The sequence below is a fragment of the Mucilaginibacter terrigena genome (assembly GCF_004168255.1).
GTDB classification, from domain to species: Bacteria; Bacteroidota; Bacteroidia; order Sphingobacteriales; family Sphingobacteriaceae; genus Mucilaginibacter; species Mucilaginibacter terrigena.
The window spans coordinates 434526-457602 of record NZ_SEWG01000003.1 but is presented as its reverse complement, the minus strand read 5'-3'; the positions used below and the strand labels follow the sequence as shown (position 1 = coordinate 457602).

The 23077-nt window shown below is 44.4% G+C and carries 17 protein-coding genes; 8 read left to right on the top strand and 9 right to left on the bottom strand.

Going from position 1 to position 23077, the window contains the following annotated elements; genetic code table 11:
* Positions 1–67 precede the first annotated feature (67 nt).
* Complete coding sequence (panB, locus tag EWM62_RS09230) at positions 68–883, bottom strand: 3-methyl-2-oxobutanoate hydroxymethyltransferase (protein WP_129876364.1); 816 nt, start codon at positions 881–883, stop codon at positions 68–70.
* 254 nt (positions 884–1137) lie between these two features.
* Between panB and carA the strand changes: the two genes are divergently transcribed.
* The 4 genes from carA to EWM62_RS09210 all read left to right on the top strand — a co-directional run bounded on the left by carA (position 1138) and on the right by EWM62_RS09210 (position 5189).
* A complete protein-coding gene (carA, locus tag EWM62_RS09225; protein ID WP_129876363.1) occupies positions 1138–2241 on the top strand; it encodes a glutamine-hydrolyzing carbamoyl-phosphate synthase small subunit in 1104 nt (367 codons plus the stop codon).
* 150 nt (positions 2242–2391) lie between these two features.
* On the top strand, positions 2392–2931 hold the full coding sequence (gene lspA, locus EWM62_RS09220; protein ID WP_129876362.1) for a signal peptidase II: 540 nt from the start codon (positions 2392–2394) through the stop codon (positions 2929–2931).
* Positions 2932–3348: 417 nt separating this feature from the next.
* Entirely contained in the window at positions 3349–4701 is a 1353-nt protein-coding gene (locus tag EWM62_RS09215) for a DEAD/DEAH box helicase (protein ID WP_129876361.1), read from the top strand.
* A gap of 191 nt (positions 4702–4892) precedes the next feature.
* On the top strand, positions 4893–5189 hold the full coding sequence (locus EWM62_RS09210; protein ID WP_129876360.1) for an FtsB family cell division protein: 297 nt from the start codon (positions 4893–4895) through the stop codon (positions 5187–5189).
* A 275-nt stretch (positions 5190–5464) separates the two neighbouring features.
* Here the strand turns inward: EWM62_RS09210 and EWM62_RS09205 are convergent, their stop codons facing one another.
* On the bottom strand, positions 5465–7243 hold the full coding sequence (locus tag EWM62_RS09205) for a DUF885 domain-containing protein (protein WP_238989314.1): 1779 nt from the start codon (positions 7241–7243) through the stop codon (positions 5465–5467).
* Between the two features lie 89 nt (positions 7244–7332).
* Here EWM62_RS09205 and EWM62_RS09200 point away from each other — a divergent pair, with 89 nt between their 5' ends.
* Positions 7333–7809 (top strand): DinB family protein, encoded by a 477-nt coding sequence (locus EWM62_RS09200; RefSeq protein ID WP_129876359.1) that lies wholly within the window; start codon positions 7333–7335, stop codon positions 7807–7809.
* Positions 7810–7829: 20 nt separating this feature from the next.
* On the opposite strand, the gene EWM62_RS09195 is transcribed toward EWM62_RS09200, so the two are convergent.
* Positions 7830–9113 carry an alpha/beta fold hydrolase gene (locus EWM62_RS09195; RefSeq protein WP_129876358.1) on the bottom strand — a complete coding sequence of 428 codons (1284 nt, stop codon included), beginning with the start codon at positions 9111–9113 and terminating at the stop codon, positions 7830–7832.
* 201 nt (positions 9114–9314) lie between these two features.
* Between EWM62_RS09195 and EWM62_RS09190 the strand changes: the two genes are divergently transcribed.
* Entirely contained in the window at positions 9315–11750 is a 2436-nt protein-coding gene (locus tag EWM62_RS09190) for an outer membrane beta-barrel family protein (RefSeq protein ID WP_129876357.1), read from the top strand.
* Here the strand turns inward: EWM62_RS09190 and EWM62_RS09185 are convergent.
* The gene (locus EWM62_RS09185; RefSeq protein ID WP_129876356.1) at positions 11747–11962 is read right to left on the bottom strand and encodes a KTSC domain-containing protein; all 216 of its coding nucleotides are present in this window, start codon (positions 11960–11962) and stop codon (positions 11747–11749) included. The two genes, EWM62_RS09190 and EWM62_RS09185, sit on opposite strands and share 4 nt — an antisense overlap.
* A gap of 39 nt (positions 11963–12001) precedes the next feature.
* Positions 12002–12385, bottom strand: coding sequence for a DUF1634 domain-containing protein (locus EWM62_RS09180; RefSeq protein ID WP_129876355.1), 384 nt, complete (start codon positions 12383–12385; stop codon positions 12002–12004).
* 181 nt (positions 12386–12566) lie between these two features.
* Between EWM62_RS09180 and leuS the strand changes: the two genes are divergently transcribed.
* Both leuS and EWM62_RS09170 read left to right on the top strand, forming a co-directional pair.
* A complete protein-coding gene (gene leuS, locus EWM62_RS09175; RefSeq protein WP_129876354.1) occupies positions 12567–15488 on the top strand; it encodes a leucine--tRNA ligase in 2922 nt (973 codons plus the stop codon).
* A gap of 171 nt (positions 15489–15659) precedes the next feature.
* The gene (locus EWM62_RS09170; protein ID WP_129876353.1) at positions 15660–18239 is read left to right on the top strand and encodes an outer membrane beta-barrel family protein; all 2580 of its coding nucleotides are present in this window, start codon (positions 15660–15662) and stop codon (positions 18237–18239) included.
* Positions 18240–18496: 257 nt separating this feature from the next.
* Here EWM62_RS09170 and eno read toward each other — a convergent pair whose 3' ends face one another.
* The 4 genes from eno to EWM62_RS09150 all read right to left on the bottom strand — a co-directional run bounded on the left by eno (position 18497) and on the right by EWM62_RS09150 (position 22799).
* Positions 18497–19795 carry a phosphopyruvate hydratase gene (eno, locus tag EWM62_RS09165; protein ID WP_129876352.1) on the bottom strand — a complete coding sequence of 433 codons (1299 nt, stop codon included), beginning with the start codon at positions 19793–19795 and terminating at the stop codon, positions 18497–18499.
* A gap of 106 nt (positions 19796–19901) precedes the next feature.
* Positions 19902–20639: a DUF2490 domain-containing protein gene (locus tag EWM62_RS09160; RefSeq protein ID WP_129876351.1), complete on the bottom strand. Its 738-nt coding sequence runs from the start codon at positions 20637–20639 to the stop codon at positions 19902–19904.
* A gap of 176 nt (positions 20640–20815) precedes the next feature.
* A complete protein-coding gene (locus EWM62_RS09155; RefSeq protein ID WP_129876350.1) occupies positions 20816–21961 on the bottom strand; it encodes an ABC transporter permease in 1146 nt (381 codons plus the stop codon).
* Positions 21962–22034: 73 nt separating this feature from the next.
* Positions 22035–22799, bottom strand: a complete 765-nt coding sequence (locus tag EWM62_RS09150; protein ID WP_129876349.1) for an ABC transporter ATP-binding protein — start codon at positions 22797–22799, stop codon at positions 22035–22037.
* Positions 22800–23077 lie beyond the last annotated feature (278 nt).

The following is a 23077-nucleotide window of genomic DNA, read 5'->3' as shown; positions in this document are numbered from 1 at the left end:
TACGATTTTAGATTTACGATTGCCAATCAAAGCCCCCTCTCCTTTGGAGAGGGCTGGGGAGAGGCTTCTAATACTCCTCCTTCTCGTTCGGGAAGCTTTTTGATTTTACATCGTCAACATAATTGGTGATGGCATCGTTCATTACATCAAACAGGTTGGCGTACTGGCGTAAAAAACGGGGCTTAAACCCTTTGTTAATACCCAGCATATCATGGATTACCAAAACCTGCCCGTCGCAGTGCTGGCCTGCGCCAATACCAATGGTTGGGATGCTGATGGATTTACTTACTTCTGTTGCCAGTTTGGCCGGGATCTTTTCTAATACAATAGCAAAGCAACCCAGTTCCTGAAGTTTCAAAGCATCTTCTTTTAGTTTGGCTGCTTCGGCCTCTTCCTTGGCGCGTACGGTATAGGTACCAAATTTATAGATGGATTGCGGGGTTAAGCCCAGGTGACCCATTACAGGGATACCTGCCGCCAGTATCCTGGTTACCGATTCTGCGATCTCTACACCACCTTCCAGCTTAACGCCATGCGCGCCCGCTTCCTTCATTATGCGGATGGCCGAGGCCAAAGCTTCTTTAGAATTACCCTGATACGACCCAAATGGCAGGTCGACAATTACCAAAGCCCGTTTTGCCGCGCGTACTACCGATGCCGCGTGATAGATCATCTGGTCCAAAGTAATGGGCAGCGTGGTTTCGTGCCCGGCCATTACATTACTGGCCGAATCGCCCACCAGGATAATATCCGTACCGGCATTATCTACAATGGCGGCCATCGAAAAATCGTAGGCCGTAAGCATGGCTATCTTTTCGCCACGGTTCTTCATTTCCTGCAGTATATGCGTGGTAATGCGTTTAACTTCCTTGTTTACCGACATGGTATCTGTTTAGTTTTGTAACACAAAGGTATATTTTGATTTCGGATTTCGGATTTTCGATTTCGGATTTAGTCGCATCAACAGTCAAGATCCTGCAATATTCAAAAAATCTAAAATCGTAAATCTAAAATCGTAAATTTTCCCTACATTTGCGGCGTGAATAAAGTAGTATCCTACTTCAGCCTTCCGGTTTGTTTTCACGGAGCTTCGTGCCAGAAAATCCGAATCAATAACCCTTTCAATTTTTTTGCTAAATGAATCATTTCACCAAATTACCTGCAGTTTTATTATTAGCCGACGGAACCGTATTTTACGGTAAAGCCGCCGGGAAAATTGGTACTACCACAGGCGAAATTTGCTTTAATACCGGCATGACCGGCTACCAGGAAATTTTTACCGACCCATCATACTTCGGGCAAATTATGGTGGCCACCAATGCGCACATCGGCAATTACGGTATCGCTACCGAAGAGGTTGAATCGGGCAATATCCAGATAGCCGGCCTGGTTTGTAAGAACTATAACATAGCATACAGCCGTAAACAGGCTAACGAAAGTATCCAGGATTATTTCCAGGAGCAAAACATTGTTGGCATCTCGGATGTCGACACCCGCCAGATCGTTCGCCACATCCGCGATAAGGGCGCTATGAACGCTATTATATCTTCAGAAATTTTAGACCTTGATGAACTAAAAGCCAAACTGGCCGAAGCACCCGATATGGACGGCCTTGAGCTATCATCACAGGTATCCACCAAAGAAACTTACACTTTTGGCGACGAAAACGCTGCCTACCGAGTAGCCGTTTTAGACCTTGGTGTTAAGAAAAATATCCTCCGCAATTTTGACGACCGCGACGTTTACGCCAAAGTTTACCCGGCAAAAACCACCTTTGAGGAAATGGAGAAGGATTTTGCCCCGTCGGGATATTTTATATCAAACGGTCCCGGCGACCCGGCTGCTATGCCTTACGCCATTGATACCGTAAAAAAGATATTGGAGACCGATAAGCCAATGTTTGGCATTTGCCTGGGTCACCAGTTACTGGCTTTGGCTAATGATATACCAACCCAAAAAATGTTTAATGGCCACCGTGGCTTAAACCACCCGGTTAAGAACGTTATCATCAACCATTGCGAAGTAACCTCGCAAAACCATGGTTTTGGTGTGGTGCAGGAAGCGGTGAGGGCATCTGATAAAGTAGAAATTACTCACGTAAACCTTAACGATCAATCGATCGAAGGGATCCGTGTTAAGAATAAAAATGCATTTTCGGTACAATACCACCCCGAATCATCTCCCGGCCCGCATGATAGCCGATACCTTTTCGATGATTTCATCGGGATGATGAAAAAGTAACAAATATGCAGATGTGCAAATGATAAAAGCCTTTTGAGTTTTGCTTTAAAGGCTTTTTTGTTTAGCACCTTGCGCCCGTTTGTAACGAGTGCTAAAATGGTTTTGCGATTGCATCGCGATTTTCAGAATCTGTTTTCTACATTAGCCCCAATGAAATTAACAGGCACACCACGCATCATATTTTTCCTGGTTATACTGGTATTAAACGTAATTGCCGACCAGGTAACCAAATCAATGATGCGCGCGCATATAGGGTATTACGACCATTACAGCTTCTTTAACGATCACTTTACCCTGCTGCGGGTAGAAAACACCGGCGCTTTTTTAAGCCTCGGCGCTAAGCTGGTACAGCCTTTCAGGTTTATATTGCTTACGCTATTACCTGCAATTGCGCTGTTGGGTGCGCTATTTTACAGCATCACAAAAAAAGGGCTTAGCAATTTGATGGTAACCGGTATAGTATTTTGTATAGGTGGCGGCATGGGCAACCTGTACGATAGGATAGTGTATGGTTCGGTAACGGATTTTGCGCACATCAAATTCGGGCCACTGCAAACCGGCGTTTTCAATGCGGCTGATGTTTCTATTATGATTGGTTTTGGCTTGATATTGCTGAACTCTTTTTTAAGACGGAATGATGGGAAAGAAAAAGAAGAAGTAGTTATAGTGGAAGAAAATTCTGTGGAATAGTCAATGAGTTGTGAGCAGAAAAGAAATCCTATTAATCCCTTAATTAAGTAAATCATGGTTCAAACAAACGCGTTAAGGATTGAAGCGGATACCAGCCTGCGCCTAACGCCCGTGCGCATATGAGCGTAAAGTCTGGGCCGCAGCTAACGCCATAATAAACCGATTGGTAAAAGATCTCTTTATGATGGTTGCCAATAACCATCTCCTCACCATTAACTACCCTCCGTTCACCCGGCACCAACTACCCCGCACCTCCCCATCATGTCACTATTTCATCACATTATACCCCTTTCTACTACTTCGTTATAAAAAGCGTATCTTTGCCATAATTACCCGTTGATTTACGGTTTTGATCATTAGATACTCTTCAGACCCGCTTAATGCTTCGCGTTAGCACATATACATTACAAACAATACATGTCATTCGAAAATTTAAATTTAATTGAGCCTATTTTAAGGGCTTTAAAAACAGAGGGGTATACAACCCCCACCCCCATACAAGAACAAGCGATACCCTATATATTACAACACCGCGATTTGCTTGGCTGCGCCCAAACCGGTACCGGTAAAACGGCCGCATTTGCTATACCTATCCTTCAATTATTGTTTTTGGATAAGCAAAAGCACAAGGAGCAAAAACAGATAAAGGCCTTAATACTTACCCCAACCCGCGAACTGGCTATCCAGATCAGCGAGAGCTTTACCGCATACGGTAAAAATACCGGCCTTAAAAACCTGGTTATTTTTGGTGGTGTATCGCAAAACCCACAGGTTGATGCCTTGCGCCGTGGTGTAGATATCCTGATAGCTACCCCGGGCCGTTTGTTAGATTTGATGAACCAGCGCTACGTACACATCGACCAGATAAAAATGCTGATACTGGATGAGGCCGACCGCATGCTGGATATGGGCTTTGTTAACGATGTTAAAAAGATAATAGCCAAAGTACCTGCCAACAGGCAAACGCTTTTCTTTAGCGCTACCATGCCAAACGAGATCCAGCACCTTGCCGATTCCATTTTGCAAAAACCTGCGAAGGTTGAGGTTGCCCCGGTATCATCAACCGCCGATACTATTCAGCAGTCGTTATACTATGTAAGCAAAAATGATAAACGCCTGTTGCTTAACCACATTTTAAAAGACAAAGAGATTAAAACCGCGCTGGTGTTTACCCGTACCAAACACGGTGCAGATAAGGTAGTGAAGGACCTGGTACGCGCAGGCATCACTGCTGAAGCTATCCACGGTAATAAATCGCAAAACGCGCGTCAACGAGCGTTGGCCAACTTTAAAAACCGCAGTACGCGTGTATTAATTGCTACCGATATTGCCGCGCGCGGTATCGATATCGATGAACTGACCCACGTGATCAACTACGAGATACCGAATATCCCCGAAACATACGTACACCGTATTGGCCGTACCGGCCGCGCGGGTGCCAGCGGTATAGCCCTTACGTTTTGCGACGGCGAGGAAGAAATAGATTACCTGAAAGATATTCATAAACTGATTGCCAAAGAGATCCCGGTTGAGCTTGGCCACCCTTACCCGCTAAGCTACGAAGCCATGACGGAGAAGATGATGAGCAAAGCTAAAAACGGCACACCCAAGAGCGCGGGTTCGGCTGGTGGCAGGCATGGCGGCGGCAACAAAAGAGCCGGTGCAGGTGGCAGGCCATCAGGCCATCGCGGTAGTGGTGGTGCAGGCAATAGCCGCGGCGGTGCCAGCGGCATGAGCGGCGCCAGCAGGTCATCATCGGGCAGAAGATAGGCTGTTTTAGAGATTGGAGAAAAGAGGTTGGAGATTAGGTTTTACTAATTTCCAACCTCTTTTTATTTATTTGATTTTCAGCAACTAATCTCTAATCTTTAGTATCTAATCTTTTTTATCCACCCCCTAAATTATATTTGCAACCTTCAAAGAAATTAAATAGCTTTAAAGTGAAAATTGAACCCGCACAAATGAGACGCCTTTTAGACCTTATAAAGAACAAATTCTTCCTGGTTACCGTGGCCTTTGTAGTATGGATGACTTTTTTTGATACCAACGACCTGTTTTCGCAGTACGATTATCACCAGCAATTGAGCAAACTAAAACAGGAACAGGCTTTTTACCAAACCGAAACCGCCAAGGTTAACAAAGATCTGGAGGAACTCACCTCGGACAAGGGCAAGCTCGAAAAATTCGCCCGCGAAAAATACCTCATGAAAAAAGATAACGAAGACATTTTTGTTATTGTTCACGAAAAGAAAAAATAACCCGGAGTTAAGAGATTTACGGATTAATATCATTTGTCATGCTGAACGATAGTGAAGCATCTATCGTGGCCATGCAATCGAAATGTACAGTTTGCCAACAGCCCTTCGCTTTTGCTACCCATGATGGGATAAAAGCAGAATGTCTTAATAAACCTGTCGAACCATTAGCGGGCTATGCCCCGCCGCACACCCCTTTGACAGGCCTCAGGCTGACACCCATATCTGTCATTACACCTTAAAAGCTATGGGTGTTATAAGTAAGTAGACAAAGATCATTAATTCCCGCTCTTGGGGTCGGGCTTAGGTATGGCAAACATAGCCTCTTTAATAAATTTTACCGGGGCGCTGCCATAGCTTAAAAACTTCTCATTAAACAGCTTCACTTTATACTTATCGGCTTGCTTTTTCTTCCACTCATCGTGCAATGCGTTTATTTCTTTATAGCCGGTATAATAGCTGGTGAGCTGCACACTGCTCACACTAACCCGCTTCCATTTATTCTCGGCCTCGGTTTGCTGTTGAAATGCCTCTTTAGTAAGCATTTTAAGGGCCTGCTCTTTGGTCATGTTTGATGTATGCACGCTGTAATCCAAAATGGTATTACAAACCGACCGCAGGTGCCATTTGTACCACATCAGGCGCATCTCTGGCGCGTTATCGCCAAAGCCTGCATCCATCATCATTTGTTCGCTAAATACTGCCCAGCCCTCTACCATAGCGCCGTTGCCCAATACCGATTTAATGATACTTGGCGACTGGTTTGAATACACCAATTGCGTGTAATGCCCTGGTATAGCTTCGTGGATGCACAGGATCTGTAAAGTATAATTGTTGTACTCGCGTAGGTAGCTCTCTGCTTTCTCTGCCGACCAGCCCGCAAGGCTGCCCACGTTATAATAGGTATTACCGCCTTTATCATACGGGCCCGGCGAACTGATAGATGCACCCGCTACGCCCGCCATATATCCAGGCTCTTTGCGTACCACTAACGGCTTTGACGGGTCGAGTGTAAGCAGGTCCTTGCTTCTTATAAAGGCTGTTAGTTTAGGTATCTCCTTTTCAATAGCCGACTGAAAATCGCCAGGCGCGACGTGTTTGGATGATAGCGTATCTATCACCCTGGCAATAAATTCAAGCGAATCTTTAGGGATAGGCTGCGTACCAAAATACTTTGGCCAAAGCGTTCTGCTTAATTTAGCCATTTCGCGGTGCAGGTATTTTTTACGCTCAACCGCCGAGTTATAGGTTTGCTGGGCCGTACCCTCTGCCTGGATCTCGTATTTAAATTTAGATTCGTAAAGCTGTTTGCCCAACCTAAAACTGCGGGGCTTATCATTCTTTAATGCTTTTAAATATGTTGCAAAGCCCTTTATGGCATCTGCAGATAGCTTCGCACGGTCTATCATCAGCTTTTGCTCGGCTGCGGGGATATTTGTTTTTTTAACAGAATCAACAAAGTCGTTTTCGATGATGCTTACCCCGCCCAGGTTCTGGTCTACGGCAAGGTCGGTTAGTTCGGTAACCGGGTTTTTTAGTTGTTTTTCCGCCTCTTTGTAATAAGCGGGGATATTCTCCATCTTTTGATAAAAACTACGCAGGCGTTTTGTTAACGGCGCATAATTTTCGTTAAGGATTGTAGCAAACGTACCAATTACATTATATGATGACGGGTCCCACTCGTACGATTTTAACTGCTCGGTGTACCATTGCAGGCTTTCCATCTGGTTTTGCATCATGCGGTGGTCTATCTTATTAGCATCGCTTAAGCTGTTAACCTCATAACGGCTCAGTGAGTCCATCTGCACTTTAGCAAATTTAACCGCTTGCTCACGGGTTTTAGCGTTAGGCACCAATAAAACACTATCGTATTTATGATAACCAACACTTGTTGCCCAATCAGGGTTGTTCTTCCACAATTCATCCAAAAAGTGGTCCTCATACCTAACAAAGGCAGCATCATCTTTCAACGAAACATCTTCCATTGTTCCGCCATCCTTTTTACAAGCTGTAAATGCAGCCACATACAGGGCCATCAATAGTATTTTTTTGATCACTATGGTACAATTTAGCTTTGGTAAACTTAAACTTTTGAGGCATATAAATCAAACCCGTATCTAATTTGTTAAGCAACAAATGCATAACTATGGATAATCAGCATAAAATATTAATAAATGAATTGATAAAGCTGCTTGAAGGCGGCGGCGCACACGCAACTTTAAAAGATGCCCTTAGCGGTTTACCGCCCGAACTGCGTGGCGTAAAACCGGCTAATCTTCCCTACAGTATCTGGCAACTGGCCGAGCACATACGCATTGCACAGTGGGATATGCTGCAGTTTAGTAAAGATGGCAGCCACCCATCACCAAAGTGGCCCGATGATTATTGGCCAAAAGCAAGTGCTCCTGTCGATAACGCGGCATGGAATAAAACCATCGAACAAATTAACGACGATAGAAACGAATTCATCACCCTGCTAAAAAGCGGCGATATTTACCAAAACATACCACACGGCGATGGGCAAAGTATCCTGCGCGAAGCCCTGCAAATAGCCGACCATAACGCATACCATACTGCGGAAATTATTTTGTTGAGAAGGTTATTAGGCGCGTGGAAGGCTTAGCACATCCGCACATTTGAAATCTACTTTAATCCCTTAACAAAACCCACTATCGCGGTAACCAACTCTGGCTTTAGTGGCAGGTTGGGTTTACTGTAGGTAGCCGCGTTTTGTTGTTTATCGGCAGGGGCCTCTTTCAAAATATGGTTCATGCCCGGTATTATCACCAGTGTAGCTTCTGACTTTGCCTTTTTAAGCATTTCAGCATCGCTAACCGGCACTTGTATATCTGTTGTACCCTGTAATATAAGCACCGGTACCTTTGCTTTTTTCATTTCCTTAACTGGTTCGTACCTAAACCACGACAAAAGGTAGGGCTGGATATCGGGCCTTGCAACGGGGTAAAGTTTTGGGTCGATATTATCGGTAAACTTGCCCCGCTTTAAGCTATCCAGCATAACTTTAAAGTTGTCCTGGATATACTGCGGCTGCGATTTCATCTGCTCGGTTACAATAAGGTCTGCCCGGCGGCCGGCGCCTGCAACGGATATAAACGCGTTAGCGGGCTGGTCGCGTATGGCCAGTAAGCCCACAAGCGAGCCTTCGCTATGGCCTAAAACTATCACTTTCGAAAAGCGCCCGTCCTGGCTCAATTGATTTATCAAGCCAACGGCATCATCCACATAATCTTCAAAACGCAGTTCTTTTTCTTTTGTAGTACTTACGCTTTGGCCTACAAGGCGCTTATCGTAACGTACGGTAGCAATACCCTGTTTACCCATCTCATTAGCAAGCATTTTATAGGTGTTGCCGTTAAGGCCGAGTTTAGCGCTGTTTCCATCGCGGTCGGTTGGGCCCGATCCTGCAATGATCAATACAACAGGTATTTTACCGGTAACATTTACAGGGGTAGTTAGTGTACCCGAAATTGAACCCGAGAATGTTTTAAGCAGTATAGGTGTTTCTTTTAACGATGCATCCAACGCTATGGTTTTTGCTTCTTCTACATAAGGGCTTAGTAACAACCCCACTAATTTATTTTGATTGTTGATGGATATATTAAGCAGGAACACTGCATTGTCAAATGTTGCTTTATAAACCGCCAGCGGCTGGTTATACTTTAAAAACTCTGTTTTATTTAATGCCCCTAATTGCGATTTTAGCTGTACAGTAGTAGGTTTAAACTTATCAAGCGGCAGGCTAACCTTCATTTCGGGGCTAAACATGTTAAAAATGCTATCCGGCTGGTTACTATTATAAAACTGTTTAAACTTATTTGCCGCGGCTGCATAATTAGCGGGCTGATCCTGCGCTTTTACAAGTACACACGTAAACAAAACAAGGGCAAGCAGGTATATTTTTTTCATATCGTATTCGGGGGCTTCTGGTTGGCGAAAATAATAAAATTGAAAGGGATTTTAGTTTTTATATGTAATAACGAAAAGCAACATTTATAAGTATAATTCGTAAAAAGGACTGTAGAGTATAATTAACAATGTAATATTGTTGTTATATTTAACTTTTTTTTGAGGATATAACTATAAGGAAAATTTCTACGAGGTACATTAATGAGGGTTAAAATCGGATGCTTTTTTATAGCTTTCCTGGCAAGCATATTTAGTTTTTGTTACGCCCAAACGGGTTCTTCCACAATACGCGGCAACGTTTTCATACAAAACGATCAACCTGCTGATGCAGCAACCGTTATTTTATTAAACCTTCCCGATTCATCGGTGGTGATGTCGGCATTGGTAAATGAGAAAGGTACATACCAGTTTTCAAATATCGCAGCAGGCAGTTATGTAATACTCGCAACAAGGCTGGGCTACAAAAAAGCTTACTCTAAAAGTTACACGCTTAGCCAGGGGCAAACTGTAACATCTTTGCCAATTACCATGGCTGCTATCAGCAACGAGTTAAAAGAGATCTCTATTATGGCCAAAAAACCTTTTATAGAGGTGCGGCCCGGTAAAATGATAATTAACCCTGCCGCCAGTATTATAGCCGACGGACAATCGGTACTGGATATTTTAAGGCAATCGCCGGGCGTTAGGGTTGGCAATAACGATAATGTAAGCATTAGCGGCAGGCAGGATGCATTGATACTAATTGACGGTAAGGCCACCAACCTTACAGGTGCCGACCTGGCCGCGCTTTTAAAAAGCACACAAGGCAGCAGTATAGATAGGATGGAAGTTTTAACAGGCGGTTCTGCCAAGTACGACGCTGCAGCGGGCGGTATCATCAACATTATTTATAAAAAGGGCACAAACTTTGGCACAAACGGCACCTTCAGCGCTTCGGCCGGTTACGGCAGGTATTACAAGGCAAGCACCGGGGTTACGTTTAACCACCGCACAGCCAGCTACAATATTTTTGGCAGCTATAGTGTAAATGCCAATAAAACCTGGAAAGAGCTTTATACAGGCCGCCGCATTAATTTTGCCGGGGTGCAAAGCACATACAATACTACATATAACAGCATACAAGAGTATCAAAACCATAACTTTAGGCTTGGTACCGATTTTATACTTTCGCCCGGCAACAGCATTGGCTTTTTGGTAAGCGGATTTGTTAATAACAACACCTTTGATAAAAACAACAATTTGCAGATATCATACCAGGGCGTGCTTGACTCTACCATATTGGCAAATTCAAATATCGACAGGGATATCAGCAATATAAACTACAATATTAATTACACCGGCACGCTTGATAAAAAAGGCAAAACAATTAGTGCCAACCTTACTTATACCCGGGCCAAACGCCACTCGGCAGAGTATATTACCAATCAGTTTTTTGAAGCTGACGGCAGTATGTACCGCGACCCGCTGCTGCTGCAAAATATATCGCCAACTAAAATGAATAACTGGACAGCGCTGCTGGCCTATACTAACCCATTGCCAAAAGATGCCAGGTTTGATGCGGGCTTAAAATTTAGCCGTACGTTAACCGATAACAATCTTGTTTTTGGCCCGCAGGTAAATGGCGTTTACACTGCCGACCCTGCCTACAGCAATTATTTTTTATTTACCGAGAGCGTTGGCGCCGCTTACGTCAACTACACCGGTAAATTTGGTAAATTCGGGTTCGACGGTGGTTTGCGCGGCGAATACACCAACACAAATGGCAACTCGGTAACCAACAAAACACAAACTGTTCGTAAATACTTTAACATTTTCCCTACGGTGTTATTGAGTTACAAGCACAACGATAAAAACGAGTACAGCCTGGCATTTACCCGCGGTATAGAGCGGCCTACATATGATAAGCTAAACCCCTTTTTATACTTTTTAGACCTGTATAACTACCAGGCCGGCAACCCGTACCTAATGCCCGATTATAATAACACGTTAAGGTTGAGCCATACCTACAATAGCGAAACTGTTACATCCTTATATGCTACTTTACTTACGGGGGCCTCGTTCCCTTTTTATGAGCAAAACGATGCCAGCAAGGTGATACTTACAACCGATGTTAATTTGGGGCGTGTTTATACTTACGGCATTAACCTTAACACGCCAATAAGGTTTACATCGTGGTGGGGCAGCAGGTATGATATTGATGCATCTTACCAGCGGTATGTTGCTTACGCGATGTATGGAAATTTAAATAAAGGAACCGGCGACCTTATCATTCAAACATCGCAGGATTTTACGCTAAACAATACCATAAGCGCGGAAATATCCGGCAGGTACGAAACAGCTACCTTTTATGGCATCAACAATGTAAGGCCTAATTATTTTGTTGATGCGGGTATAAGCAAGCAAATACTTAATAAACTGGGTAAGCTAAGCCTTGCCGTTACCGATATATTTAAAACCAACCAGGACCGCGTTTTTACCAATTACCAAAACCTTAACCGCACCATGGTTGACAGGCGCGAGTACCGGAAGATAGTGCTAAGCTTTAGTTACCGCTTTGGTAAAACAAGCGTAAAAGGTGCGGCCAACCACGTAACCGGCAGCGAAGACGAGCAAAAGCGCATGCGCTTAAATAACTAATACCCCACCTTTTCCTCGCGGTATTTGCCTTTAATTTTGGTTACAAAAAAGTTACCCAGCGACTCGCTGCTTGTAAACTTTTTATAAGCCCCCGGTTTAAATTTAAAGTATTGCCACACGCCTCCCTCTCTAAATTCAAGTTCGAGGATGAATTTTTCGGTGTTATAGCCAATGCTTTTTAAAGCTGATGATTGTACCGCCTGCCTGCGCATATAATATATAGCAGGGCAAGGCCAAAATGGTTTTAAAAATTAACCAGCGTAACCGGTAAACGCGCTGATGAGGATAATAAGCAGTACGATAAAGGTAATGCAGGTGTATAAGGTATCTTTTTCGATAATAAAACCAACGGCGCTAAACGCAACCCTTACAATGGGTGTGGCTATCAGCAAAACTATCCCTGCCTGTATAATGGCCCTGCCCCGGCCGGTAAATATGCCGTGTATAATACCCGATGCGCTGTGCACAAAAGCCGGTACGCCTTTAAACTCGTGGTAGTCGGGTATATCGTGTCCGTGGCGGTACAGGTAAATAACACCGCCAATAAAAACCACTATCATGGATATAAAAACACCGGCACGCAGCACCCACCCTATCACCGCCTGCATATCTGTATCTTTAAACCTTTGTATCATCAAATTATTGAGGCATTGGGTCATTTCGCAATACCAAAGCCCGAAAATAAGGCTTAGAAAATAGCTTGCCAACTTTAATGTTAACCTATATAATATATAGACTTTGTTGAAAACAAGCTGTAAACGCTGATGTTAAAGCAGTTTTTACTATTTTCGCAACCTCAATACGGTAAATAAGCAAATGGATTATCAATTTAAAGATATAGAGCAAAAGTGGCAGCAATTTTGGGCCGATCATAAAACCTTCAGGGCCGAAAACACAACCAGTAAACCCAAGTATTATGTACTGGATATGTTCCCTTACCCATCGGGCGCGGGGTTGCATGTTGGCCACCCGCTGGGCTATATCGCTTCTGATATCTTTGCACGTTATAAGCGCTTAAAAGGCTTTAATGTATTGCACCCAATGGGTTATGATAGCTTTGGATTACCGGCCGAGCAATATGCCATACAAACCGGGCAGCACCCATTGTTAACTACCGAAGCTAATATTGCCACTTACCGTCGCCAGTTGGACCAGATAGGTTTCTCGTTCGATTGGGACAGGGAGGTGCGCACCAGTTCGCCCGATTATTATAAATGGACGCAGTGGATATTTATACAATTGTTTAACAGCTGGTATAATAAAGATGCCGATAAGGCCGAAAGCATTGCCAAACTGGTTGAGCATTTTGAAAGCAAAGGCTCGGCAGGTATCAACGCGGTGTGCGATGAAGAGATACTAAGCTTTACCGCTACGGAATGGAAGGACATGACCGAACAGCAGCAACAAGCCGAACTGCTAAAATACCGCCTTACCTACCTGCGCGAAAGTACCGTAAACTGGTGCGCCGCCCTGGGTACCGTATTGGCTAACGACGAGGTAAAAGACGGCTTTAGCGAGCGCGGCGGCTACCCTGTGGAGCAAAAGAAAATGATGCAGTGGAGCATGCGCATAACCGCCTACGCCCAACGTTTACTGGAAGGTTTGGACACCATTGACTGGCCCGAGCCCCTGAAAGAAATGCAGCGCAATTGGATTGGTAAAAGCGTGGGGGCGAGTGTGAGGTTTCCGTTAAGCCTCTCCCCAACCCTCTCCGAAGGAGAGGGAGCAGGAAAGAAAGTCTCCCCTATCGGGGGAGATTTAGAGGGGGCTTCCTATATCGAGGTTTTCACTACCCGCGTAGATACTATCTTCGGTGTAAGCTTTTTGGTGATAGCGCCCGAGCATGAGTTAGTTGCAGAATTGACCACACCAGCGCAAAAGGCGGATATTGATGCATACATTGCCCAAACCAAAAAGAAAAGCGAATTGGATCGTATGGCCGATACAAAAACGGTGTCTGGTGCTTTTACCGGTAGTTATGTAACTAACCCGCTTAATGGCGATAAGATCCCCGTTTGGATTGCCGATTACGTTTTGGCAGGCTACGGTACCGGCGCTGTTATGGCGGTACCATCCGGCGACCAGCGCGACTATTTGTTCGCTAAGCATTTTAATTTGCCGATAATACCGATCATCGATATCCAGAATATTGAAGTGGAGGCCGACCCAACCAAGGAAGGCAAATACATCAACAGCGACTTTATGAACGGTTTGGGCTACAAAGAAGGCACCGCCGCGGTAGTTGCCAAACTGGAAGAGTTGGGTTTAGGTAAAGCAAAAGTGAACTTCAGGATGCGCGATGCCATTTTTGGCCGCCAGCGTTACTGGGGCGAGCCGGTGCCGGTTTACTTTAAAGGTGGCCTGCCTTACCTTATCGACGAGCAGCACCTGCCCTTATTGTTGCCCGAGATTGATAAATACCTGCCAACCGAAAGCGGCGAACCGCCGCTGGGCCGCGCTACGGATTGGAAATACAAACCTAACCAGCCACACAAAGAGGGCGAAGCTAAAGTATCCCCTACCGGGGGAGATTTAGAGGGGGCTAAGGGGGCTTCTTATGAATACGAATTAAGCACTATGCCGGGTTGGGCAGGCAGCAGCTGGTACTGGTACCGCTACATGGATGCCCATAACGACCAGGAATTTGCATCGCGCGAAGCGATTGAATACTGGCGGGATGTTGACCTGTACATTGGCGGCAGCGAACATGCCACCGGCCACTTGCTGTACAGCCGTTTCTGGAACAAATTCCTGAAAGACATTGGCAAAGTGGTTGAGGAAGAACCTTTCAAAAAGCTAATCAACCAGGGGATGATACAGGGGCGGAGTAATTTTGTGTACCGACTAATTGATGAAGAAGGCAGGGGCACAAACACTTTTGTATCTCACGGTCTCATAAAAGATCATAAAATCTCTCCGCTGCATGTTGATGTGAACATTGTGGATAACGAGGTATTGAACCTTAACAAGTTTAAAGCATGGAGAGAAGACTTTGCTGATGCAGAATTTGTATTGGAGAATGGCAAATACATCTGCGGTGTTGAAGTGGAAAAAATGTCCAAGTCCAAATTCAACGTGGTTAACCCGGATGACCTGATAGCCCGTTACGGTGCGGATACTTTACGCATGTACGAGATGTTTTTAGGACCATTGGAGCAGAGCAAGCCCTGGAATACCAATGGCATTGAGGGGGTGTTCAAATTCCTGCGCAAATTCTGGAGGCTTTTCCATGATGCGGAATGGAACTTTAACGTAAGCAACGAGGCACCAACAAAAGCCGAACTAAAATCATTACACAAGATCATCCGCAAGGTGGAGGAAGATATCGAGCGTTTTTCGTTCAATACCTCCGTATCCAGCTTTATGATAGCTGTAAACGAATTGACCGACCTTAAATGCAACAAGCGCGCAATCCTGCACGACCTGGTAATTGTGCTTGCCCCCTACGCCCCGCACATTTGCGAGGAGCTTTGGGTATTGCTGGGCAACCCGGCAGGCAGCATTTCTACCGCGGCTTATCCAAAATTTAACCCCGCATATTTAGTTGAGGATGAGTTTAGCTACCCGGTATCCTTTAACGGAAAAATGAAAACCAATGTAAGTTTATCGTTAACGATGGAAGCGGCTGATATAGAAGCCGCCATTTTAGCTAACACCGATGTTCAAAAATACCTTGATGGCAAAACACCTAAAAAGGTAATTGTGGTTAAAGGCCGCATTGTAAACATCGTTATATAACAATATTACTTAATGCCCCTGTGTATCCGCTTTAAACAGCAAGTATACAGGGGTTTATTACCCCTCTTAGTGTAACATGTACATTACACTTGCATATTATTTACATAAAACAGGGGCCTCCCTGTAACATTTTAGGCATTTTCGCCTCCAATTACCAAAATTAACCAAAATATGAAACGTATATTTTTACTTATAATAGTTATTTGTGCTTCAATATCGGCCAAAGCCCAGTTTGGGGTTGGCGGTGGGGGTTCCTCCATCGTTGGCAAGATATCGGGTACGGTTATCGATTCGCTTACCAAAAAGCCGGTTGATTATGCTACCATCAGCTTGTTTAAAAGCGGCGCCAAAACACCAATAAACGGTGTGCTAACCGATGACAAGGGAAACTTCCAGATCAACAACGTGAAGGCGGGACAATACAAGATCACCATTTCATTTATAGGTTATCCAACAAAAACCTTCGACCCGGTTGAAACTACTGCCTCAAAACCAGATAACCATATGGGCACCCTGGTTATTGCACCAAGCGCTAAAGCATTAAAAGAAGTTGCAATTGTTGGCCAGGCGGCACTTATTGAAAACAAAATAGATAAGCTGGTTTACAATGCCGAAAAAGACCTTACCGCCGCCGGCGGTAATGCTACGGATGTATTACAGAAAGTTCCGTTGGTATCGGTAGATATTAATGGCAACGTATCGTTACGTGGCGACCAAAACGTAAGGGTATTGATAAACGGGAAGCCATCGGGTGCAACATCAGCAAACCTTGCCGATGTATTAAAAACCATCCCTGCAGATCAGATCAAAACTATTGAAGTGGTTACCTCCCCTTCGGCCAAATATGATGCAGAAGGTTCGGGCGGTATCATTAACATCATCACCAAGCAAAAAAACTTTTCGGGCTTAAGCGGCTCAATAAGCGGTGGTGTAGGTACCCGTCAAAATAACGGTAACGCCAATATCAATTACAACAAAAACCGTTTTAGCCTTTCTGTTAACGCAGGTGGTAACTTAACCTGGCCGCAAACATCAATAACCACGTTTAACCAGGGCATTAAAACCCCGGCTATACCCGCAAGCGGTTCTAACCCTGCTATTGATGCTTCTGATATTTCCAATACCAGCAACACCAGCAGCCGTATTAAAAGGCACGGAGCTTTAGGCTCGGTAACAGCGGGTTACGAGTTTAACGGCTTTAACAGCATTAACAGTACCCTGCGCTTAAACGATGGTGGTTTTGATATTGATGGTGGCGGTACCTTTAACCGTACCGATAATATTAATAATACCAGCCTTGATTATGTTGGTAAAACCATCTCTCATAACAAATTCACCGGGTTCGATTGGAATTTAGATTATACCCACAAATTTAAAAAAGAGGGCCACGAGGTTACCTTATCGGGCCAGTGGAGCCATAGCATTATTAATACTGATTTTAACAGTTTATATACCGCTATTAACCCAAGCCAGAAAGGTGCCAATGATGGTAAAAATAACGAGTATACCCTGCAAGGCGATTACACCCTGCCGGTAAGCAAGTTGTTGAAGATTGAAGCTGGTGGTAAAACCATACAGAGGCGTATTAACAGCGCTTATGATATCTTCTCTACCAACAGCGTTGGCGGGGATGTGCTACGCGATTCGCTGAACTCTAATCTTTATAATTACAACCAAAATGTTTACGCCGCGTACAGTGTTTTAACCTTTACGTTACCTAAAAGCTATTCGTTATTAGTGGGTGGCAGGTTTGAGGAAACCCGTATTAAAGGCGACCCGCAAAACCCATATGTAAGCGCAGCAACTGCCGCTAACCAGGGTTTGCAACCTTTTAAAGCAAATTACGAAACCTACATACCAAGCCTTACCATTCAAAAGGTATCTGGTTCTAACACTTACAAATTATCGTACAGCAAACGTATACAAAGGCCAAGCCTGCAGGTGTTAAATCCGTTTATTAACCGTACAAGTATATTAAATCAAACGGTGGGTAATCCAAACTTATCGCCAGAGAAATCGCAAACTATCGAGTTTAATTACAATACGTTCATTAAATCATCGGTGCTTAACTTCTCGGTATACTACAAACATACAAGTAATATCATCGAAGGTATCGCGTCGCCATTAACCGAAATTATTGGTACCGATACAATTAAAGGTACCCGTACGGTTTACACCAATATTGGTAAAAACAACTCGTTCGGTGCAAGCTTCTTTGGTTCGGTAAACCCAATTAAGCCGTTAACCTTGCGTGCCAGCATCAATGCTTACACATACAACCCAGACCCGGCCGGTATTTATAAGAACGCGCAAAGCCAAACAGGTACTTATATCCAATACACCGCGTTTGCAAGCGGGCAGTACCAGTTTAGCCACGGCATAATTGCCGAAGTATTTGGATTTACCAATTCGCCGCGCAAAACCATACAGGGCGAAAACCCCGCCTTCGGTATATATGCTTTTGGTATTAAAAAGCAATTTGCTGATAAAAAAGCCTCTATTGGTTTCAATACCGTACAGCCATTTGCAAGGGATAAAGCCTTCAATCAAAAGCTATCAAGTCCGGGCTTTACACAAAGCAGCAGCACAGCGTTCCCTTTCCGTTCGTTTGGTATAACGTTTAGCTATAGCTTTGGTAAAACAACCTTCGCTCCGCAGCAGAAAAAGAAAGGCGTAAACAATGACGACCTTATACAGGGTGGCGACCAAAACGGTGCCGGTGGCGCAGGTGGCGGTGCAGCACGCCAATAATTAATAACAATATAATGAGAAAGCCTTTTCGGAAACGGAAAGGCTTTTTTGGTTTAGCAACATCTTGTCATTCTGAGCGCGAGCGAAGAATCTGATAGTGAACTGTGCATCACCGTTAAGCATATCGGCGAGTAGATGCTTCACTATCGTTCAGCATGACAGGTTGGATAAACTCACAAGACAAAAAAGCCGGTCAACAGATTGACCGGCTTTCAATTTTAAATCCTATTCCCCCTTCAAGGGGGTTAGGGGCCTTATTATTTCTTATTGTAATATTTAAAATCCTTACCAATAAAACGTGCTGCTTCACCAAGTTCTTCTTCGATGCGCAGCAATTGGTTGTATTTAGCGATCCTGTCAGACCGTGATGCCGAACCGGTTTTTATCTGTCCGCAGTTTAAGGCAACAGCAAGGTCGGCAATGGTAACATCTTCAGTTTCGCCCGAACGGTGACTCATTACAGATGTATAACCATTGGTATGCGCCAAAGTAACCGCGTTAATGGTTTCGGTTAACGAACCTATCTGGTTAACTTTTACCAGGATAGAGTTTGCAGTATCGTTATCAATACCTTGTTGTAAACGTTTAACGTTGGTAACAAACAAATCGTCGCCTACTAACTGTACTTTATCACCAATTTTTTCGGTCAATAATTTCCAGCCGGCCCAGTCGTCCTCGCCCATACCGTCTTCAATAGAAATGATCGGGTATTTTGCAGCTAATTCGGCAAGGTAATCGGCCTGCTGTTCGCTGGTACGGATAGCGCCTTTTTCGCCTTCAAATTTTGTATAATCGTATTTGCCGTCTTTGTAAAACTCAGAAGCGGCGCAGTCAAACGCAAGGCAGATATCTACACCCGGTTTGTAACCTGCTTTTTCAATCGCCTTTAAAATGGTTTCAACACCATCTTCGGTACCTTCAAAGGTTGGTGCAAAACCACCTTCGTCGCCTACTGCTGTAGAAAGTCCCCTGTCGTGTAAGATCTTCTTCAGGTTATGGAATACTTCGGTACCCCAACGCAATGCTTCCGAGAATGATGAAGCGCCAACCGGCATGATCATAAACTCCTGGAACGCGATAGGCGCGTCAGAGTGTGAACCGCCGTTAACAATGTTCATCATCGGGATAGGCAAGGTATTAGCATTAACACCGCCTATGTAACGGTACAAAGGCTGGCGGCTTTCTTGTGCGGCAGCTTTAGCCACCGCCAACGAAACACCAAGGATGGCGTTAGCACCCAGGTTACCTTTATTTTCTGACCCATCAAGGGCAATCATAATAGCGTCTATAGCGTTTTGCTCAAATACATCAACGCCTTTTAATTCGGCAGCAATTTTTTCGTTTACATTGGCAACAGCTTTTAAAACGCCCTTACCCATGTACACAGCTTTATCATTGTCGCGAAGCTCAACAGCCTCATGCACACCGGTTGAAGCACCAGATGGTACTGCGGCACGGCCAAGTACGCCATTTTCTGTAATTACGTCTACTTCAATTGTAGGATTGCCACGGGAATCAAGTATCTGGCGCGCATGGACATCAATTATCAAGCTCATAGTTTATTGTCGGATTTTTTTGAATGTAATACTATACTAATTTGGTCGGCTAAGTTAAGCGCAAAAACAGGAAATAGCAACGCAAATTTTGCATTTGTAATGATTATTAATCGTTTGTGGTAGGCAGGCGCTCGTGGTCGGCGCTGTTTTTACGATTTATACGGTACATCAGCGTTAGCATTAAATTGTTTTTGGCGCTACTGGTAGCAGTAGTGTAATTACGCTGGTTAAGCCACCCTGCCTGTACTATCCATTTTTTATCAAACTGGTAACCCAACGAGGCGGATACGCGGTTACGTTCAAAGTTCGGCGCTTTATTGTTAAAAAATATCTCGTCAAATACCGATATGAACCAGGTTTTAGCCGTAATTTTTTTGTTGTTAAGCGGCACAAACATATTTAACCTGTAACGGAAACGGTTTCGGTAATTACCGTTTACCCAACGCTGTTCTACGCGGTAGCGGTGTTCAAACTTTAGCGGGGTTAAAAACTGGTTAATGGTCATTTGCTCCCATACCCTAAATTCGTTGGTAAGCGGGCCCTTATCCACGTCGAAATAATCATAGGTATGATAAGTACCGGTACCCAACAAGGCAATAAAGTTTTTATCAATATCATAGCTTACACCGGCCTTCGCCTCGTAATACTGAAACTGGCTAAACCCCGAGCCGTTTGTGCGCGCCTGGAACTCGGTGTACCCACCCCAGCGGTGTACGCTATCGCCGGGCATAACAATGGTTACAATGCCCCAGGTACCGGCTTTGGAGTCCTGCGCGTTAACTTTTAATGAACATACCGTTAAGATAACCAGCGGTAATGTTAAGCGTATGATATTCTTTAACATTTGATTAATATTATTTTAATGCAAATGTATTTCCTGATTGTTACCTGCGTGTTAAGTATGCAAGTGTTAATATTATTAATATGTTAAGGATTTTGGCCAATGTTAATTTAGTGTTAAGCACAAACAAAAAAAGACGCGAAGTATCGCGTCTCTGCATACTTTGCTCCCTGCCTCGTCTATTCCCATTTAAAGGTTTTAACGGCAACGGCGTATACACCTATGCCCCATAACAGCAGGATGAACAGCTGGTGGGTTACATCGCCAAGGCCGGCCCCTTCAAAGGCAACCTTGCGCATGGCATTATTTAAATGTGTTAAGGGCAGGGCATTACTTACATATTGCAGCCACTTAGGGAAAGCCGTTACCGAAAAGAACGTGCCCGACAGCAGGAACTGCGGCAGCGTAATAATATTAGATAATGGCGGCACCGTACTTTCGTTTTTGGCTATGCCCGATACGGTAAACCCAAAACCCATAAAAATGATAAGGCCTATGGCGCAAAGCACCAGCATATTCAGCACCGTGACTATGCCATGGATCAGCGTAAAGCCAAACGCGTAATGCCCAACCATAATGATGAACAGCGCGCCTAACAGCGAGAATACGATCCGCGCGATGGCTTCGCCCAAAACAATGCTGTACCTTTTAACCGGTGTTGCAAAAAAACGTTTGATAACCAGTGTTAACCGCAAGCTGATAAATACGAATGCCGTACCAAATACCCCGCTGCTCAATAGCGAAAAACCCAGCTGACCGGGAAGGATAAAATCGATGTATTTATAAGCGCGACCGCTCACCGTGGCTTCTTTGAGTTCGGCGGCTTGCGGCGGTGTGGTTGCCATGCTCATCTTTCTATAGGTTTCGTTTATTTCGTTTAAAACATTAGTAATAACCGATTTAAGTATGGGGCCTTTCGAGGATGACGTAGTGTATTGTACGTTTACCATATAAGCAGCTTTTTGTGGCAAGGAAGATAAAGGCGGATAAATAGTAAGATCGCCGGTGTTTGTTTTGATATCAATTATAGCGTCTATGCTTCCTTTAGAGAGGTTTTTGGCCATTTCGTCGGCGGTTTGATCTTTTATCAGGTTAATTACCGTAACTTTTTTTAGCGCCTTGTAAACCGGACTAAGCGTATCGGCACCTTTGGCTACTCCAACATCAACAGCTACACCGCCGCCGCCGATATTGGCAAACACCAGTATAAATATCAGCGGAAAAGCCAAACTAAACACCACCGCCGAGGGGCTGCGTAAAATAGAACGGAAACTGGCTTTGGCTATGGCCAGCGTTGCGCGGGTATTGCTATAATTTTGGTTCATTGGTTCAATCGTTCATTAGTTTATTGGTGTTTATAAAAACTGCAAACTACCTACAGGCAACTGCCAACTCCTCCTACCCTTCTCTCCACTCCTTGCCGGTAAGGTTAATAAATACATCTTCCAGGTTGGCGCCTTTGGTTTGTTTGGCGCGTTCAAAACCCGTGGCAACCAGTTGGTCAATAAAATGGTCGGGAGTATCTATACCGATGATATGGCCGCCGTCGACAAACGCCACGCGGTCGCAAAGCACTTCAGCCTCGTCCATATAGTGGGTAGTGATCACAACGGTAGTACCCGCATTGCGGATCTCGCGGATCAAATCCCAAAGGTTACGGCGGGCCTGCGGGTCAAGGCCGGTTGTAGGTTCGTCCAGGAAAATAATGCGCGGGTTGTTGATAAGGGTGGTAGCGATAGAAAACCGCTGCTTTTGCCCGCCGCTAAGGTCTTTATATTTAGCCTTAGCTTTATCAGTAAGAGCTACCTTCTCCAGCATTTCTGTAGGGGTTTTGTTAACGCCATACAAGCCCGAGAACAATACGATCAGCTCGGATAAGTTAAGGTTGGGATAATAACCGGCTGCCTGCAATTGTACGCCGATTCGCTTTTTAATACTGTCGGCATCTGTTTCGATGTTGAAGCCATCCACTGTTATTTCGCCGGATGTTTTGTCGCGCAAGGTTTCTATAACTTCCAGCGTGGTGGTTTTGCCGGCGCCGTTGGGGCCAAGCAGCCCGAAGATCTCGCCTTCGTAAACTTCAAAACTAATGCCCTTTACCGCCTGGAAATCATCGTAATTTTTAACCAGGTTTTTTACTGTAATAATAGGTTGGTTTGCCATAGCATAAATATGGTGTGTATTAATTTAATATACAAATAGCAGCCCCACCCAAACCCTCCCCGGAAGGGAGGGCTTTTAAGGAAAAATTCTCCCCTACCGGGGGAGATTTAGAGGTGGCCGGGGTTATATTAGAAAATGAGATGGCCCAAGAGGCTGATGAAAACAATCACTTTTGTGAGCAAAGCAACTATCATAGTAAGTATAGGTAGTGAAAGTAAGGTTGTCATGATGTTTAGTGTTTTAACACCACAAAAGTGTATCAAAACCAAACTTTTTAA